This window comes from Campylobacter rectus (assembly GCF_004803795.1).
Classification (GTDB): Bacteria; Campylobacterota; Campylobacteria; order Campylobacterales; family Campylobacteraceae; genus Campylobacter_A; species Campylobacter_A rectus.
Genome location: NZ_CP012543.1, coordinates 121,612 through 139,259 on the forward strand (window position 1 = coordinate 121,612; position 17,648 = coordinate 139,259).

General features: G+C 44.3%; 19 protein-coding genes. 7 read left to right on the forward strand and 12 right to left on the reverse strand.

Going from position 1 to position 17,648, the window contains the following annotated elements; translation table 11 throughout:
- Window positions 1-208: 208 nt before the first annotated feature.
- From frr to CRECT_RS00700, 5 genes are all read right to left on the reverse strand, one after another.
- A complete protein-coding gene (gene frr / locus CRECT_RS00680; protein WP_002943142.1) occupies window positions 209-766 on the reverse strand; it encodes a ribosome recycling factor in 558 nt (185 codons plus the stop codon).
- Window positions 756-1,712 carry a polysaccharide deacetylase family protein gene (locus CRECT_RS00685; RefSeq protein ID WP_390885599.1) on the reverse strand — a complete coding sequence of 319 codons (957 nt, stop codon included), beginning with the start codon at window positions 1,710-1,712 and terminating at the stop codon, window positions 756-758. The genes frr and CRECT_RS00685 overlap by 11 nt, the downstream gene beginning before the upstream one ends.
- Before the next feature lie 14 nt (window positions 1,713-1,726).
- A complete protein-coding gene (secG, locus tag CRECT_RS00690; RefSeq protein ID WP_039887634.1) occupies window positions 1,727-2,077 on the reverse strand; it encodes a preprotein translocase subunit SecG in 351 nt (116 codons plus the stop codon).
- Between the two features lie 61 nt (window positions 2,078-2,138).
- Window positions 2,139-2,522 carry a hypothetical protein gene (locus CRECT_RS00695; protein ID WP_002943048.1) on the reverse strand — a complete coding sequence of 128 codons (384 nt, stop codon included), beginning with the start codon at window positions 2,520-2,522 and terminating at the stop codon, window positions 2,139-2,141.
- Window positions 2,515-3,216 carry a Bax inhibitor-1/YccA family protein gene (locus tag CRECT_RS00700; protein ID WP_039887632.1) on the reverse strand — a complete coding sequence of 234 codons (702 nt, stop codon included), beginning with the start codon at window positions 3,214-3,216 and terminating at the stop codon, window positions 2,515-2,517. The genes CRECT_RS00695 and CRECT_RS00700 overlap by 8 nt, the downstream gene beginning before the upstream one ends.
- A gap of 160 nt (window positions 3,217-3,376) precedes the next feature.
- Here CRECT_RS00700 and CRECT_RS00705 point away from each other — a divergent pair, with 160 nt between their 5' ends.
- From CRECT_RS00705 to CRECT_RS00720, 4 genes are all read left to right on the forward strand, one after another.
- A complete protein-coding gene (locus CRECT_RS00705) occupies window positions 3,377-4,006 on the forward strand; it encodes a carbonic anhydrase (RefSeq protein ID WP_002943437.1) in 630 nt (209 codons plus the stop codon).
- Window positions 4,003-5,850 carry a mechanosensitive ion channel family protein gene (locus tag CRECT_RS00710; protein WP_002943574.1) on the forward strand — a complete coding sequence of 616 codons (1,848 nt, stop codon included), beginning with the start codon at window positions 4,003-4,005 and terminating at the stop codon, window positions 5,848-5,850. The genes CRECT_RS00705 and CRECT_RS00710 overlap by 4 nt, the downstream gene beginning before the upstream one ends.
- A gap of 16 nt (window positions 5,851-5,866) precedes the next feature.
- Window positions 5,867-6,016, forward strand: coding sequence for a hypothetical protein (locus CRECT_RS00715; protein WP_002943039.1), 150 nt, complete (start codon window positions 5,867-5,869; stop codon window positions 6,014-6,016).
- A gap of 304 nt (window positions 6,017-6,320) precedes the next feature.
- On the forward strand, window positions 6,321-6,932 hold the full coding sequence (locus CRECT_RS00720) for a hypothetical protein (protein WP_171992655.1): 612 nt from the start codon (window positions 6,321-6,323) through the stop codon (window positions 6,930-6,932).
- A gap of 382 nt (window positions 6,933-7,314) precedes the next feature.
- Here the strand turns inward: CRECT_RS00720 and CRECT_RS00725 are convergent, their stop codons facing one another.
- The 4 genes from CRECT_RS00725 to CRECT_RS00740 all read right to left on the reverse strand — a co-directional run bounded on the left by CRECT_RS00725 (window position 7,315) and on the right by CRECT_RS00740 (window position 11,453).
- Entirely contained in the window at window positions 7,315-8,463 is a 1,149-nt protein-coding gene (locus CRECT_RS00725) for a Cj0814-related protein (RefSeq protein WP_002943341.1), read from the reverse strand.
- Between the two features lie 148 nt (window positions 8,464-8,611).
- Complete coding sequence (locus tag CRECT_RS00730; RefSeq protein ID WP_002943580.1) at window positions 8,612-9,895, reverse strand: TRAP transporter large permease; 1,284 nt, start codon at window positions 9,893-9,895, stop codon at window positions 8,612-8,614.
- A gap of 9 nt (window positions 9,896-9,904) precedes the next feature.
- Window positions 9,905-10,447, reverse strand: coding sequence for a TRAP transporter small permease (locus tag CRECT_RS00735; RefSeq protein WP_002943216.1), 543 nt, complete (start codon window positions 10,445-10,447; stop codon window positions 9,905-9,907).
- A gap of 7 nt (window positions 10,448-10,454) precedes the next feature.
- Window positions 10,455-11,453 (reverse strand): DctP family TRAP transporter solute-binding subunit, encoded by a 999-nt coding sequence (locus CRECT_RS00740; RefSeq protein ID WP_002943467.1) that lies wholly within the window; start codon window positions 11,451-11,453, stop codon window positions 10,455-10,457.
- Between the two features lie 360 nt (window positions 11,454-11,813).
- On the opposite strand from CRECT_RS00740, the gene sodB reads away from it, so the two are divergent.
- The 3 genes from sodB (at window position 11,814) to CRECT_RS00755 (ending at window position 15,454) form a co-directional block, all read left to right on the forward strand.
- A complete protein-coding gene (gene sodB / locus CRECT_RS00745) occupies window positions 11,814-12,464 on the forward strand; it encodes a superoxide dismutase [Fe] (RefSeq protein WP_002943161.1) in 651 nt (216 codons plus the stop codon).
- A 188-nt stretch (window positions 12,465-12,652) separates the two neighbouring features.
- The gene (locus tag CRECT_RS00750; RefSeq protein ID WP_002943234.1) at window positions 12,653-13,015 is read left to right on the forward strand and encodes a hypothetical protein; all 363 of its coding nucleotides are present in this window, start codon (window positions 12,653-12,655) and stop codon (window positions 13,013-13,015) included.
- Window positions 13,016-13,348: 333 nt separating this feature from the next.
- The gene (locus CRECT_RS00755; RefSeq protein WP_039887629.1) at window positions 13,349-15,454 is read left to right on the forward strand and encodes a ribonucleoside triphosphate reductase; all 2,106 of its coding nucleotides are present in this window, start codon (window positions 13,349-13,351) and stop codon (window positions 15,452-15,454) included.
- A gap of 619 nt (window positions 15,455-16,073) precedes the next feature.
- On the opposite strand, the gene CRECT_RS00760 is transcribed toward CRECT_RS00755, so the two are convergent.
- Genes CRECT_RS00760 through CRECT_RS00770 form a run of 3 tightly spaced genes read right to left on the reverse strand, consistent with a single transcriptional unit; the run spans window position 16,074 to window position 17,206 of the window.
- Window positions 16,074-16,556, reverse strand: a complete 483-nt coding sequence (locus CRECT_RS00760) for a GNAT family N-acetyltransferase (protein ID WP_039887628.1) — start codon at window positions 16,554-16,556, stop codon at window positions 16,074-16,076.
- A gap of 28 nt (window positions 16,557-16,584) precedes the next feature.
- Window positions 16,585-16,905, reverse strand: coding sequence for a hypothetical protein (locus CRECT_RS00765; protein ID WP_002943326.1), 321 nt, complete (start codon window positions 16,903-16,905; stop codon window positions 16,585-16,587).
- 34 nt (window positions 16,906-16,939) lie between these two features.
- Window positions 16,940-17,206: a hypothetical protein gene (locus CRECT_RS00770; RefSeq protein ID WP_039887625.1), complete on the reverse strand. Its 267-nt coding sequence runs from the start codon at window positions 17,204-17,206 to the stop codon at window positions 16,940-16,942.
- Between the last annotated feature and the right edge of the window lie 442 nt (window positions 17,207-17,648).

The window sequence follows — 17,648 nt, forward strand, 5'->3', positions numbered from 1 at the left end:
GCGGTTTGACGTGCCAAACACTAAATTTGTCGGGCTTTTTTAAATATAAACGGTTTTAAATTTAAGCATTTAAAAACAAATTTAACCAAACGATAAAATTTGACTCAAAATAGATAATAGCGGAAAAATTGTGCCAAAAATGCAAAATAGCGGGAAAATTTTTAATAAATCGGCGGCCCGTTAAATTTAACGAGCCTTTACCGCAAATTTAAACTTTTAAAAGTTCGCTCTCTTTTTCTTTTACGAGCGAGTCGATCTTTGACGTGTAGCTGTCGGTGATCTTTTGGACTTCGTCTTGTCCTTTTTTGCTCTCGTCTTCGGTGATTGATTTATCTTTTTCGAGCTTTTTTACCTCGTCGTTAGCGTCTTTTCTGATGTTTCTGATGCTGACTTTAGCTTTTTCGCCGAATGCCTTAGCGTGTTTGGCGTTTTCGTGGCGTTGCTCGACCGTCATCGGAGGGAAAAACAGCTTCACGCTCTCGCCGTCGTTGTTCGGATTTACTCCGATATTTGCCGCAGAGATGGCTGCAGTGATGGTTTTTAGCATCGGTTTTTCCCATGGCGTGATGCTTATGGTACTTGCATCGCTCGTTAGTATGGTGGCGACTTGGTTTAGCGGAGTTTGGCTACCGTAATAATCCACGTAAATATTATCGACTATGCTTATATTTACCTTGCCCGTGCGAAGCGTGCTAAAGTCGCGTTTTAGGCCCTCGATGCACTTATCGCTATGCTCTTTTTGTTTTTTGTAAATTTCATTCAGCATTTATATCCTTTACTAAAATTTTGGTCGTCGTTTTTCCGTTTACCTTAAGGCTCATTCTCACTTTATAGCGGTCGATCGGCTTGTTAAATTTAAGCGTCATCCGTCCGTTTTCGAGCTTGACTTTTTTCGTTTTTTGCCCGCTCATCGAGAAGTAGCCATGCGTCGCGTTCTCGTCGGTTTTTATAACGATCTCGCTGATTTTATTATCTTTGGGATAGTCTTGCGGCAGTATCCATTCGGCTTTTAGAAATTTGCTTGCAAGCGCGGAGGGCAGGTGGGTGCCGTTCATCGCAGGGATCCTGTCCAGCTCGTGCAGATCGCTGTTTGCAGCAACCGCACCCGAGTTTTGGCTAAGTATCACCTCGATGCCGTAATCTATCGCCATATCGCGCACCCTATCGTTGTATTCGCCGAACGGATAGGCGAAATATCGCGGCTTGTAGCCCATATTTTTTTCAAATTTGCTTATGCCGTCCTCAAAGTCGTTTTTTAGCTTTTCCTCGTTTAGACCGACCATATGCGGGTGTCCGTAGGAATGATAGCCGACCTCGCCGTATTTTTCGACCTCTTTGATCTGCTCAAAGGTCATAAAGTCGCCGTATTTTCGCGCGCTAGCCTCGACATAGACCATCAGCGCAAACGGATATCCGTACTCTAAAAATATCGGCAGACCCTTTTCGTAAAAGCTCTTATAGCCGTCGTCTACGGTTAAAACGACCCAGTTATCCGATACCGGCTCGCCGTTTTTGATCGCATCCACTAGCTTTGAGAGCGGCACGATCTCGTAGCCTTTTTCTTTAAAATAGTCAAACTGCTCGCGTAAATTTTTGCTAGAAATGTTGGTGCTCGGGTGCCTATCGTCGTCAAATCTGTGATAGTTAAAGATATGCGCGTCGGCAAAAGCCAGCTGGACGGATACAAAAACCGTAAGGACGGAGGCTAAAATTCTCACAAATTTGCCTACTTTTGCTCGTTTGCGGGAGCTTTGGGAGCTGCCGGAGCGCTAGACTCAGGCGCAGCGGGGACTTCGCTAGGCGCACTAGGCAAAGCGGATGCGTCGATAGAGTCGATCAAAGATTTGCTCCTTTGCGTATTATAAGCGTAGCTTAGAGCAAGGGTATTTAAAATAAATAAAACGCCTACGACAAAGGTAAATTTAGCCAAAAATCCTGCCGGTCCTTTTGCCCCAAACAGGCTTTCGTTGCTGCCGCTATATGCACCTAGTCCGATAGAGGAGCTTTTCTGGAGCAAAACGGCGATCGTCAAAACTACCGCGAAAATAAACTGCAATACTAAAAAAAGCGAATCCATAAAAATCCTTTTTAAATTTCAAAATTAGTCGCGATTATACTAAAAAAGTTTTGAATTTGGGTTAAATTTCTTTTTCTATCTCATAAAGTTCGTAGCGCACGGCCTTAAAAATCTCCGAAATTTTAACATCTATGAGCTTAAAGCACTCCTCCAGCACCCGTGCGCTTTCTTGCGCGCGTTTGATGTTGGCGGTTTGTAAATCGTCCAAATTTAGGCGAGCTTGCTCATCTTTTAGGCTCGGTTTTAGCACATCGTTTGCGGCGTCGCGAAATTTTAAGAATTCGTTTTGCGGGATTTTTGCTTTGTGGCGCAGAGTTTTTATTTTTTTAGCGAGGGCTAAGTCGTCAAAGCCGTAACGTCTGACGTCCTCGACGACTCTAAGCCCTTCTTTTAAGCGGTTTAAATTTGCGTCTATGACGCGGTAAAGCCGCTCTTTGTTAGTCATTACTGTTTATGAATCCTAAAATTCTAAGTAAAGAAACGAATAAATTTACGAAATCAAGATAAAGAGCGACCGCGCCTTCGATCGGAGTTTCGTAGTTGCCGCGGATGATATTTTGCGTATCGTAAAGGATATACGCGCTAAACAAAACCGCGGCTACGCATGATAGCGCTACCTGAAAAATCGGGCTCTGAAAAAATAAATTCATCAGCATAGCCACGAGCAAAACGATAAGCGTGATGAAAAGCATCTTGCCCCATACGGTAAAGTCGCGTTTGGTATTCATCGCAAATACGCTAAGTCCGCCAAAAGCCACCGTCGTAAGCGTAAAGGCCTGAGCCACTATCGCCGCGCCTCCCGGCATCGCAAAAGTACGCGCCAAAATAGGCGTAAGCGTAAGGCCGCTGATAAAGGTAAATGCAAAAAGCAAGGCCAAATTTAAACCGGCTTTGCGTTTGGCAAAATGCAGCCCCACCAAAAGCCCGAGCTCTAATATCACAAATAGCAAATAGTTGCCCGCTACCGCTACTCCAAGCGAGCTAAAAAGCCCGACGTAAGCTCCGACGCTGGCCGCTAAAAGCGAAGCCGCGAAAAGCTGGTAAGTTTGCTTGATAAACGTGCTAAGCGCGCTTTGCGAATATTCGCTCGCGACCTCGCGTTCCCTTGAGTTTGCGTAATTTCTATCGTATAAACTCATTTTTTCTCCTTTTTTAAATTTTACGGCAAATTTAGCCAAAAATCGGTAAATAAAATATAAAAGATCGCTGAATTTGACGTGCGAAAAGCATTTTAAAAAATTTTAACGAACTTTGAAATGTTTTTGATATAATATTTTATAAAATTTACCAGGGAAGCGGATGCGAGAGATTTTAGACGGTGCGGTCAAATTTATGGAAGAGGATTTTTTGGAGCACAAGGAGCTTTTTGAAAGCCTAGGCGAGAAGCAGACGCCGCACACTCTTTTTGTCGGTTGTATCGACTCGCGCGTAGTGCCAAACCTCATAACAAATACGATGCCGGGCGATCTGGTAGTCGTGCGAAATATCGCAAACATCGTGCCGCCGTATCGCAAAAGCGAGGAATTTTTAGCTACGACTTCGGCGATCGAGTACGCCTTGCAAACGCTAAACGTGCAAAACGTCATCATCTGCGGACATAGTAACTGCGGCGGCTGCGCTGCGCTATGGATGGACGAGGATAAATTTAGCAAAACGCCAAACGTTAAGCGTTGGCTTGATCTGCTAGGTCCCGTAAAAAGACGCGTACAAAAGCTTTTCGGCGATAATATCGCAAAAAGAGAGTGGCTAACGGAGCGCCTAAGTCTTGTAAATTCGCTTGAAAATTTACTGAGCTATCCGGACGTCAAGGCCAAATTTAAAGATAACGAGCTAAAAATTTACGCCTGGCACTACATAATAGAAACCGGCGAAATTTACAACTACAACTTCGTAACGAAGAGCTTTAAACTGCTAGGAGTCGAAAAATGAGAAAAATTTTAGCCGCCGTTTTCGCGCTGTGCTTTAGCTTAAATTTACTCGCAAACACCGCAAGCGACGATCTAAACGCGACCGATATCCTAAGCGTCGTAAATCAAATCAACGAAGCAAACGCCCAGATCGCCGTCATCAAGGCACAGTCCGCCGAAAATAACGAAACCGCCGATAAAAGCGTGCTTTTTAAGACGGTCTTGGATAAAAAAGAAAAGCTGATCGAGCAGATCCCTTATCTCATCATGCAAATCGAGATTGATGAGGAGCAGGTGCGAAAATTTGAGCAAGAGATGCAAACTCTGAGCGCAAAAACCAAAAAGCTAAAAAACCAGGGCAATCAAAATTTATACGTCAAAAATATGCTCGAGCTTGAGCGTATGCGGCTTGACGGGCTGTTTTACTCCTCGCTTTTAAATTTGGAAAATATCTTTAAAGAGGGCGGCAAAGCCGTGAACGTCAAGCTTGCCGTCGAGGAGACGCTGCTTAGCTTTCAGACCGAGTTTTACGCGCAGTTTAAGGCTTTCAAGGACTCGCTAAGCGAAGAAGTAGCCTTGGCGCACAAAGGCGAGCTAGACGCGCTAGATGCGCACAAAAAGACGTTTGAAGAGATACTCCACTATCTGCGCGACAACGCCGAGCTGCTCACGTCAAACTACATCATCTCGGAGCTAAATTTAAAAACGGCGATAGATTTTATCAACGAAAAGGCCTCCTTTACGAGCAAATTTAACGTCGGCAAAGCCGCGATCATATTCGTCGTGTTTTTGTTTTTCGTCTCGTTTACGACGCTGCTTAGTAAGCTCACGCTGTGGGCGTTAATGAAATTTTTCGTCAAGCATGACTCCGATAGGCAGACAAAAGGGCGTATCGTCGAGATCATCAAGCGTCCGATGCTGCTCACCCTCATCGCCTACGCGATAGATATTTGCGTCTCGATCGCGTATTACCCGGCTCCGATGCCGATAAAATTTGCAAATTTCCTCACGATCACCTTCGTCGTCGCCGTCACTTGGCTCGTGCTCAGCGTATTAAACGGCTACGGCATGGTGCTCATAAACGAACTCACCAAAAAAAGCGGTCGCAAAGAGGTGATAAATTTGATCCTAAAGATCATCTATTTCATCATTTTCGTTATCGCGCTGCTCATCGTGCTTAGCAAGCTCGGATTTAACGTCAGTGCCATCATCGCGTCTCTTGGTATCGGCGGCCTTGCGGTAGCTCTCGCGACCAAGGATATCTTGGCGAATTTCTTTGCTTCCGTGATGTTGCTCTTTGACAACTCGTTCTCGCAAGGCGACTGGATCGTCTGCGGCGACATCGAGGGAACGGTCGTGGAGATAGGACTCAGAAAAACGACCGTGCGAACCTTTGACAACGCCCTTATCTTCGTGCCAAACTCAAAGCTAGCCAGCGATCCGATCCGAAACTGGAGCAGGCGAAAGATGGGACGACGCATCAGGATGCTGATCGGCATAAAATACAGCGCCACGACCGAGCAGATCAAAAAGTGCATCGAGGAGATCAGGCAGATGCTACTAGAGCACCCAGGCATCGCAAAGGGCGACGATATGGGCTCTAAAAAGGCTAGCCGATACGACCGCGGTATCGTCTCGATCGACGACCTGGCCGGCTATAAGTCGAATTTATTCGTCGTCGTGGACGAGTTTGCCGATAGCTCGATAAATATCCTCGTGTATTGCTTTTCAAAGACGATAGTTTGGGGCGAGTTTTTGGCCGTTAAAGAGGACGTGATGATGAAGATAATGGACATCGTGGAGGCTAACGGGCTAGGATTTGCCTTCCCTAGCCAGAGCCTATACGTCGAAGAAGTGAAAAAATAATTTTAAAGGAGAGAAAATGAACGAAGAATTTGACTACGAAGAAGAAGATCTGGAGGAGGAATACTCCGAATTTGACGACGAGAGATCCGATAGATACGGCTACAACTACGACGAGAACGACTACGAATACGGCGACGAAGACGAAGAGGATAGCTACGAGATGTAAATTTACGCGCTTAAATTCGGCTTTGTGTGGTGAATTTGTCGGCGGGTTAAATTTGAGCGGACTAAACCTGAAGCTTCGTTTACAAGATAGGTTTAAATTACGAAACGACGATATTTTAAATTTTAGTTCGCGCTGCGCTTGCAACTTCTAGAAAATGCCGCCGCTTGATTGTAAATCCAAACGTCGCGACTAAATTTAAGTATGAAAAATACGCGACTTTTGGTTATTTTATTTCAAAACCGCAAAATTTATTGAACGGATTTTTTCAGAATTTCAGAATTCCGCGGAATTTTAAGGGGAAAGCATGGGATATTTTAAAAATTTACTCTCTGATTTGCGAAACGGCAGGCTTGCGCTGCACCCGATTTTGCTCGCGGCGACGTTTTGTATAGTGAAAATTTCGTGGCCTTATTTAATAGGACCTACGGGCGATGATGGCTCGGGCGGGATGATCTTCGGTAACTTCATATTTTGGGACTTTGCAGCATGCGCGTGTTTCATAGCGCTGGGCGCACATCTTGTCTATGTGGCGGGGCGCGGCGGCAAAAACAGCCAAAGTAGTAGCTGCAAAAACAGCGGCTACGAAAGCGCGATACAACCCCGTGAGCTACGCTATTTGGCCGTGCTGCGCATTATCTTATGCGCCCTATGTATCATCGCGTGCGTAGTAGGCTATCTTAGCGCGGATATAGACCATCAAAAATTAGGCGTTCTGAATTGGTTTTTTCCGGCCGCGCTAGCAAGCGCTTTCATATATTTGATTGCGATCCGGATTGTTGCGACCGACTCTAAAATAATAGATTTGGGCACTGTCTTTGGGGCAAGCTATGTGGCTGCTTGCTATGTGGTTTGCAGATGTTTTTTGCCATTCCTGGGGGATATGGCGGGTTTGCATTTTGGAAAGGGCTGGAGATAATATTTCCGCTAATTTGGGCGTTTCATTTCAAGCGCACCTACAAAAAGCGCCTAGCCGAAAAGATGCGCCACTAGGCAAAGACCTTGGAACAAAGTAAAATGCGTGTATTTCTTAAATTTGTGCTACCTGCTTGCATTTGACACCTTTTTAAATCATTTTAAAATCCATAAATGTCTTGCAAAATTTTAAAAGTCAAATTTGCCGTCCCTACCGCCCAAATTTAGCGAGAAATTTAAATAAATTTGATAAAAACGGCGGCAAAATTTGATGAATAAAAGAGTGTAAAAAGCAAAACGTAAAATTCTCTATCCAAGCTTTGCGTAAACACGTAAATTTGCTCCGCGTTTAGGCTGCCTTGACGATATCTGCGAAATAGCTAAATTTATACGTTTATATCTAGCTTTCGGATTTTATTTAGAGCCTCTAAAAGCTTGGTTACGTCCGTTCCTTTTTCGCGCTCGGCCTTTAAAAATTTCTCGAAAAACTCGCGCTTTATATCTTTATAAACGTAGGTTTGGCTTTTGCTAGCGGCTTGGATGGGTTTAAATTTCTTTTCTTTTGCGGTGTCTGCTTGTGCTTCCTCTTTGGCCGTTTCATCAAAATCACCTTTTTTTAGCGCGATTTTTTGTAGCGCGTCTCCGATACTCTCGCCGTTTTTAAACGCATCTTTTAGAAATTTAAAAAAATCTTTTTTGCTCGCTTCGTCCGCGTAGCTCACGCGATCTTCTATCTCTTGCCCAAGAAGCGTAATGCGCTCTTTCGCGGGCGTTTGGTCGAAATTTAGCGCGCCGTCCTTGAGCGAAATTTTGACGTTTGCGTATTCGCCTAGGATTTTATTTGCCGCGTACTCGAGCCATTTATCTTTAAACTCCTCCTCGCTCATATCAGAATCCAGTAGCTTTGAGGCCTTGGCGTCCATTATCAGGCCGCTACCGCTACGCATGCCAAGCCCCGAGCCAAACCCGCCCAAATCCACGTTAAATTTACTCAAAAATTCATCCACGCTAAAGACGTCCTGCCTAAATATATCGGACGGATCGCCCGCGTGCACACGCAAAGCCCGTGTGCTATCGATGAAGCTTTTTAGCTCGGCGGCTTTTTCTTTGTCGATACTCGGATCAAGTCCGTTTATCTTGCCCCAAACGCTGATTTTATCGTCTCTCGTATAGCCGCTTAGCGAAAATATCCTCCTTGCGGCTACGGGCTTGCCCGGCTTTAGTCCGAGCTCCTTATGCCAGTCATTCACTACCTTTTCAAACCCCATTTTTACGCCGAGCCATTTGCTTAAAATTTTGCCGTTTAGCTTGTCCGGATCAACATTATCCGCCCAAATTTTGAGCTGATCTCGGTCTAGTTTATCCGGATCAAGAGCGTCATAATCAACCCGCGCCGTTAAATTCGGCTGTGCGGAGCTTAAATTTGAGGCCGAATCGGCAGCTTCTTTTTCCTTGCGCGCTTTTAAATTTTGCCCGCTAGCGCCGCTAAAATAGAAATTTGCATTTGCGTTAAATCCGTTTATAGCGCTTATCATCTAAAATCCTTTTAAAATTTAGCTTTTAAACGATATCGGCGAAATTTGAATAAAATTTAGTGTAAAAGATAAGAAGAGATATCAAAATTTACGGTCGGTCGCCGAGCTTATAAGCTAGGGCGAGTCGCCGTAAATTTGCAAATTTAAATCAGCCCCCGTACATCAGCCTCGGTAGCCAAAGCGAGATTTCAGGCACGTATGTGACTAGCATTAACCCGACAAATAGCGTCAAAGTCCACGGCAAGCACGCGACGATGACGTCTTTTAGATTCATACCCGTTAGGCCGCTTGCTACGAATAAATTTAGCCCGACCGGCGGCGTGATCATACCGATTTCCATATTTACGATGAGCAGGATACCAAAGTGCACCGGATCCACGCCTAGCGCAGTCGCGATCGGTAGCAGTAGCGGCACCATAATCATCACGACCGATGAGGGCTCCATAAACTGCCCCATGATAAAAAGCAGGATATTTACGATGATTAAAAAGCCGATCTTGCCGATATTTGCGGCTAGGATGCTATCTGCTATCGTTTGCGGGATGTTTTCGCTAGTTAGCAGGTAGGCAAACACGACCGCGTTTGCGATGATGAAAAATATCATCGCCGTCGTGATAGCAGACTCTAGGCAGATATCCCACAGGTCTTTAAATCTGATATCTTTATAGACGAACAGCGATATGATCAGCGCATAAATCGCGCTAGCCGCAGCAGCCTCGGTTGGGGTGAAAATGCCGCCGTAGATACCGCCGATAACGACCACTACGATTAGCAGCGCCCAAAACGCCTTGCCGAATTTCTTTATTCGCTCGCTCCAAGGTTCTGGCTTGGTCGCTTTAAAGCCGAGTTTTTTCGCTCCGATATAAGTCTGCGCTATCATCATACCTCCCAGCATCGCTCCCGGCACTACGCCCGCCATAAAGAGCTGTGCGATACTGACCTCGGCCGTCACGCCGTAAACGATCATAACGACCGAAGGCGGGATGAGGATGCCTAGCGAGCCCGCGGTTGTGATGCCGCCCACGGCGTATTCTTTTGGATAACCCGCTTCTTTGATAGCGACGAACATAATAGACCCTATCGCTACGACCGTAGCGGGCGAGCTGCCCGAAACCGCGGCAAATATCACGCACGCAAATATCGCGCTCATCGGTAGGCCGCCGGGTAAGTGTCCGACCATGGATTTGGCAAAATCTATAATGCGTCTAGCTGAACCGCCCTTGCTCAGTAAATTTCCGGCTAGGATAAACATCGGGATCGCCATAAGGGCAAATTTATTGATACCGTCAAAGATGAGCTGAGGTATCGTCGCGACGTCAAGATCCGTAAAAAGAAGCATCGTAAGAACCGTGCTGGCTCCTAGCGAAACGGCGACAGGAACGCCTATGAGCATGAGGCTAAACAGCGAGATAAACAAAAATGCGATGGTCATAGGCTCTCCTTAGCTTTTCTTGACCGAGTCGCGTATCATCTCGGCTTCGTTGTTTATGATGACTTTATCGGCGGGCGTCGTAGCGATCCGGTAAATTTTCTCTCCGGCGCGGTAGCTGGCACCTAAAAACGCTATCGGTAGCACTAGCATCGGCACCCACTGCGGTACGCCTAGATCCACGCTCATAAAATCAAGCTCGATCATCACCTGCAGATACTGCACGCTATAAACCACGACGAACATCAAAAACACCGTCGTTATGGCATTTGCGAAGATGAGATAGGCCTTGGCGATAGGAGCGGGAAATCTCTCGATCAAAATCGTAACCGAGATATGTATGCCTTTTCTAAAGCCGTAAGCGGCGGCGAAAAACGCCGACCAGATAAAAAGATAGTTGGTTAGCTCGCCCGCCCACGACCAGCCCGTATTAAAGCAATACCTCATCACGACGTTGATGAAAGCCAGCAGCGTGCCTGCGGCGATGCCTAGCACCGCTACGGTTTTGTTTACCGAGGCGATGCCGACATCTAAAATCTCAAAAAATTTACCCATAAAAAGCCTACTTCGTATTTATCGTTTTTTCTATCAAATCTTGACCGATCGTTTTGTAGAAATTCGGATAAATCGGCTTCATAGCTTCCGCCCATTTGCCTTTTTGATCGGCGTTTAGCTCGATGATCTCAAGCTTTTTGCTCTCGCTTGCGAATTTTTTAAGCTCGCTTAAAATGTGCTCTTCTTCTTTAGCCGTCTCTTCGCGCTCATAAGTCGTAGCTTCGCTTAGAGCTTGTTTTACGTGCGCTTTCATATCCTCAGGCAGGCCTTTCCAGAACTTCTCGCTAAAAACTACTAGGTATCCCAAGTATCCGTGGCTAGAGAGCGTTAAAGAGCTTTGAGCCTCGTAAAATTTGGAGTTATAGAAGTTTGAAAGCGGGTTTTCGGTCGCATCGGCTACGCCTTGTTGAAGGGCCGGATAAACCTCTGAAAACGGCAATACTTGCGGGTTTCCGCCGACTACTTTGATCTGCTCTTCAAGTACTTTTGAGCTTTGGATGCGGAATTTTTGTCCCTTAGCGTCCGCAGGCTCTACGATAGGCTTTTTGCTTGAGCTAAAGTGCTTAAATCCAGCATCCCAAAAATCAAGCGCGATGAAGCCTTTTTTAGCGATTAGATCTTTTAGAGCTTGTCCGACTTCGCCGTCTTGAACAGCATAAAGGTGAGCGTTGTCTCTAAAGATAAACGGCAGGTCAAATAGCTGAAACTGCGGCACTATCGGCGTAAATTTAGAAAAACTAGGCGCAGCCATCTGTACGTTGCCAAGCTTTAGCGCCGCAAAAACCCTATCGTCGTCCATCAGCGATGCGGCAGGATATACCTCTACCTTGATCGCTCCGCCGCTAAGCTCGCCGACTCGTTTGGCAAAAAAGTCTGCAGCCTTGCCTTTTGGCGTAGAAGCGGCCACGACGTGGGCGAATTTGATCGTATATGTTTTGCCTGCGGCAAACGCGCTGCCCGCAAGCGCGCAAGAAAGAAGCAGTGCGGAAAGTAACTTAATTTTCATCTGTGATCCTTTTTAAAAGATTAGCTAAATCAGCTAGGTGCAATTATAATCTACAAAAACTCCGAATGTGGGAAAATTTTTTGCATTTTTATGACAAAATTTAAATTTATGTGTAGATAAGTAACATTATCTCAAATTTGACAATCAAATTTTAGTGTATTTTTAAGACGAATCACAAGCTTAAAATACTAAACGTTACGAAATTACACATAAATTTGTAAAATTTGAGCTTTTTTGTGCCAAAAATGAGTAAAATTTGTCAAAAAAGTAAAAAAACGGGAAAATTTTATTTATATGTTAATAAATTAATTACTTTTTTGTCGCTATAATGTTGATAAAATTTATTATAAAGTAAAAATTATGTTTAAACTTAGAAAACTTCCTTTCGATCCGAAAGCAAATGCCCTCATCAGCGAAGAAACCTGTATCTATCATCACGGCAAACACCATCAAACTTATATCAATAACCTAAATAATTTGATAAAAGACACGGAGTTTGAGGGCGCAAATCTCTATGACATCTTATTAAACAGCTCGGGCGGGCTCTTTAATAACGCCGCTCGGGTCTATAACCACGACTTTTACTGGGACTGCATCTCGAAAAAAAGCCAAATGAGCGGCGAACTAAAAGCTCGCTTGGAAAAAGATATTCCGAATTTTAAAGAGGAATTTTTAAAAGCGGCGACTACGCTTTTTGGTTCGGGCTGGGCGTGGCTCGTGTATAATCCGAAGGAGGATAGACTGCAAATCGTGCAAACGAGCAACCCGCAAACTCCGGTGACGGACGGGCTAGTGCCGCTTTTAGTCGCGGACGTTTGGGAGCACGCATACTACGTCGATCACAAGAATGCGCGCCCGGCGTATCTGGAAAAATTTTTTGAAAATATCAACTGGGGCTTCGTTTCGGCGGCTTACGAATGGGCTCTAAAAGAGGGGCTAAATTCGGTCAAATTTTATATCTCCGAGCTTCACGGCGGCGCGAAATCTTGCTGCGGTTGCGGCTGTAGCTGATGCCTAAAATTCGCCGATTTCTCGAGTTTTTAAGAGCGGCGATAAATTTGCGGCGGTTTATTTATCCAGATAAGCGTAAGCCCGCGGGTAAATTTAGCCTTGAGTTAGGACTCCAGCCTGGCTAAATTTACTTTATATAAATTATTTTGAAGTAATATCCTGGTCTCATTTCACAAAAAAGGACGAAAATGAAGAAATTTTTAGTTTCATCTTTGGCGGCTTTTGCCGCGGTTGCGATGCTTAGCGGTTGCCACGCGCACAAAAGCGAGAGTGCGAACAAAGCTCAGATCACCAAATCGCAAGCCGAAGTGATCAAATTTACCGGCGTAAACGACGCTAAATACGTAGTTACGCTAAGCTCTACGGACAAATTTAACACCGCCGTGCTAGAAGACAGCAAAGGACGCAAAATCAACCTTAAAAACGCGGTCACCGCAAGCGGCGTAAGGCTAGCGAACGACAACGGCGCGGAGATAACGTTTAAACGCGGCGAAGGTATCTTAAACCTTGAAAAAGGCGGCGAGGATATTTTCTTAAGATACGACGAATAAAAACTTTCCCGCCGAATTTTACGGCGGGGCTTTCTCTCTTTCAAATTTATCAAATTTTACCCCCGCAAAATCCCGTCAAATTTGAACTTTCGCTTGTTTTTGAGCTTCTTTTAAAATTTATTCAAATTTAATATCTCCTAACAAAAACGATTTCGGCTCAAATTTTATTAGCTTTCTGTAAAACTCCTATAAATACGCGTTTTACAAGCTATTATAAACTAAAAAATGACATTTTTAAAATGCTCGGAGGCTAAATTCCGGTCGCGGAATTTTAAGCCAACTTTGCCTATACTTTCGTCAAATTTATCACTAAAATTTAACGTAAGGAATGAAATGAAATTTATCCTAAAACGCGACGGCACGAAGCAAGAATACCTCCCGTATAAAATCCAAGACGCGATCAAAAAAGCCTTTGAAAGCGAGTCTAAAGAGTACGACGACAAGGTTTTTTTGGACGTGATGGGGCATGTGTTTGATAGCGAAGTTTTGAGCGTCGAGGACATACAAGACTACATCGAAAAGGCGCTTTTTAACGCGGGACACTTCGACGTGATGAAGAGCTTTATGCTCTACCGCCACACGCACAAGCTTCAGCGCGAGCAAATTTTAGGACTAAACGAAGATACGACCTACATCAACTCCACCCAAACCATCAGCGAGTATATCAACGGCACCGACTGGCGAATTCTCGCCAACTCAAACACCAGCTACTCAAACGCCGGCCTCATCAACAACACCGCGGGCAAGGTCATCGCCAACTACTGGCTGGATAAGGTGTATAGCAAAGAAGAGGGCCTAGCGCACCGAAACGGCGACTATCACATCCACGATCTTGACTGCCTTACCGGCTACTGTGCGGGCTGGAGTTTGAGGGCGCTACTAAACGAGGGCTTTAACGGCGTGCGCGGCAGGGTCGAGAGCAAGGCGCCAAAGCACTTTAGAGAGGCGCTGTATCAGATGGCCAATTTCCTAGGAATTTTACAAAGCGAGTGGGCGGGCGCGCAGGCGTTTAGCAGCTTTGACACCTACCTAGCACCTTATGTTTTCCGCGACAAGCTAAGCGATAAAGAGATCAAAAAGGCGATAACGAGCTTTATCTTTAACCTAAACGTGCCGGCTCGCTGGGGCCAGAGTCCGTTTACCAACGTAACGATCGACATCACCTGCCCGTCCGATCTGCGCGATCAGATACCTACGCGCGAGGATAGGCATATATTTAGCGATTTAGAGGATGCGGAGCTGGCGCAGGAGGCCGCCAAACGCGGCTTTAACAAGCTAACCGATATGACCTACCGCGCCTTTGAGCCCGAGATGAACCGCATAGATAAGGCCTTTTACGAGATTATGACCGAGGGCGACAAGTGCTCGCAGCCATTTACCTTCCCGATACCTACCGTAAATATCACCGAGGACTTCGACTGGGACAGCGAGGTGGCGAAGGTGCTTTTTGAAAACACGGCGAAAATGGGATCGAGCTATTTTCAAAATTTCGTCGGCTCTCAATACACGGTCGATGAAAACGGCAACCGCGTCGCAAACGACAAAGCCTATAAGCCAGGACACGTACGCTCAATGTGCTGCCGCTTGCAGCTGGATTTGCGCGAGCTGCTAAAGCGCGGCGGAGGGCTGTTCGGCAGCGCGGAGATGACCGGCAGTATCGGCGTCGTGACGCTAAATTTAGCTCGCCTGGGCTACCTATATAAAGGCGATAAAAAGGGACTCTATACGCGCCTTGAGTATCTGCTAAATTTAGCCAAATCCACGCTCGAAAAAAAGCGCGCCTTTATCCAGGAGATGTACGAACGCGGCCTGTACCCGTATACCGCGCGCTATCTAAAGCACTTTAACAACCACTTTAGCACCATCGGCATCAACGGTATGAACGAACTTTTGCGTAATTTCACGAACGACAAGGAAAATATCGCGACTGATTTCGGGCGAGAGTTTGCGATCGAGATGATCGAGTTTTTGCGCGGTAAAATTCGCGAATTTCAAGAGAGCACCGGCAACCTTTATAACCTCGAAGCCACGCCAGCCGAGGGCACGACGTATCGCTTTGCCAAAGAGGACAAAAAGCGCTATCCGGATATCATCCAGGCGGGTTTTGGCGAAAATATCTACTACACCAACTCCACGCAGCTGCCGGCAAATTTCACCGACGACGTGTTCGAGGCGCTCGATCTGCAAGACGAACTGCAAAGCTCCTACACGGGCGGCACGGTGCTGCATCTGTATATGAAGGAGCGCATCAGCTCGGCGCAGGCCTGCAAAGATCTCGTGCGCGGCGTGATAAACAACTACAAGCTGCCCTACATCACGATAACGCCGGTCTTTAGTGTCTGCGCCAAGCACGGCTACATCAGCGGCGAGCACGAATACTGCCCGAAATGCGACGAGGAGCTTTTGGCTAAATTTAAAGCTGAAAATAGCGTAAAATAGGTTAAATTTGAGCGGCGATCCGAGCTTTTGGCGCCGCTTAAATTTAACCCTTGCTAATTAAATTTTACTTATTATTTTTTCGGCTCAAATTTGACGCCATTTTATATAAAATCAAAATTTGTCCTAGCCACGATGTAAAATTTTAGCACTTCCGGAAAAATTTGTGTGCTTTAGAACCGGGCTCAAGACTATAAAATAATTCATAGCTAAGAAAGATAAAAATGCGAAAAATATCCGTTGCAAAGTACGAAAAAAGTAAAATTTAAGATAACTCTAAAATTCGAATAGACAGCGAAATGGAGTAAAAATTTGAAGTAAAATTTAGCTAAATTTAATCCTGTCAGGGCAAAAGCGGAGTTAAATTTATCACTATCGCCCAGCGCCAGTTACTGCATCCGTGAACTAAATAGGGGCGGCATCTTTTATCAAAAAAACAAGCAATGTAATGGTAAGCTTTTTAATCGAATTATAACCGGCAATTTTATAGTTTTTTACATTTAATTTTTTCTTCTTCACTTTCATTATATCTTATGTTGCTTGATATCTTGCAAAAAGCTAACCTAAGTTTTTTAGAGATACTTTATTATTGAATGCCACAGACTTTAATGCAAAATTTATATTATAACTTTAACGCTGCGATAAGTTCTTCTCCATCCATATCTCCTGTTTCGACAAAACCGAATGAGCTATATAGTTTACGTGCAACTTGATTTTCAGGTTCATAAGACAACCAACAATATTCAGCTTTTCCGCAAGGAAAAGTCTTAACAAAATCTAGAGCCAATTTAACCGCTTCTTTTCCAAATCCATTGTTTTGATACGCTTTATCAATCATCAGACGCCAAAGATTATAATTTCCTTTTGCTATTTCAGGTGCGTCAATCCAATAGTCATGAACATCAAAACCGATCATCAAAAATCCGACCGGTGTTTCATTGTCATATATCCCGAATGGAAATGCATAACCATTTGCGGTGATTGTAATATAGGCTTCAATGATGCTTATATCATTGGCAGCAACAAAGCTTTTCTGTGTTTCCGATACCTGCAGTTTCAAAATATCCCAAATGTTTTTCCCGTTTACTTTTTCCAAATGAAGCATAATATATCCTTTTTGACAAACTTTAGTTTTATCTTTCCATAAAATATGTAAATGCATGTCCTTCAATTTCGCCACATTTATTTAACAAGGTTCCTTTTTCGTCGTAGATTTTATATGATATTTGTTTACCGCCCAAAGAAGCCGCTCCATCCAATCCGAGAAGTAATGTATAATAAGTATCTGTCATAACCGAATCTATGAGTTTATATAAATCATCTTTACCAACTCCGTCTCGCATTAAATTCTTTAGTTTTTTTGCAACTGCCGTGGAAGAACTTTCGCTAAAATATTCATTCAAAATAGTTTCTTTTTCTTTATAGCAAAGTTTTACAAATTCTTCTCCATTCATTTTTTAACTCCTTCAATTAATATTTCCATAAAAATTATTCAATCTGCCAAGGCGAATGTATGTTTTCACGCACAGCAGACTGACCGCATTTTAATTCGGGAACATTGTATAATGTACCGTCGTGTTTTATCATTTCTTTCATCGAGAGTACTACGGCATCGCTTTCATCTATTTCTTCTGCACCCAAAAACTGCCAGTCGCCATCTTCATCATAGATAACAGTAACAACAGGCGAATTATTTTTGACGACATAACGAGTGGTCAGTACGGCTTTGTTTCGGTTTTCATCAATCGGTTTCATCGTTTATCGTATGTATCTTTCCTCTCTCCTATGGTCAAATTTTTCTATCTGTTAAAAACGTAAAAACAACCATTTTGATGTATTATAGAATAAAACAATTAATGTAAGCCGTAGACAAAATTACAACCGCGTACGGCACATGCTCACCCTAGCCAAAGTCTGCATCGAATACGGCCGAAAAATAAAGCGGGAATCCTTAAATTTGAATGTTACGCGGATATTGAGATAGTGCCTGCAATCAACAACTCCGGAGCTCTGTAGTGGTTTATCAGAGCGCATGTTCGACTTTTTGCGCATCTTTTATAAAATTTGCGCGATAAATTTACACCGATGCCAAGCTCTCGGTTATCTCACGCTTAGATGGGTTTTAAGTTTAAATATTATATTGACATAATAGCCTAAAAATCGTTATAATATATAAAATTATATAAATTAAAACTAT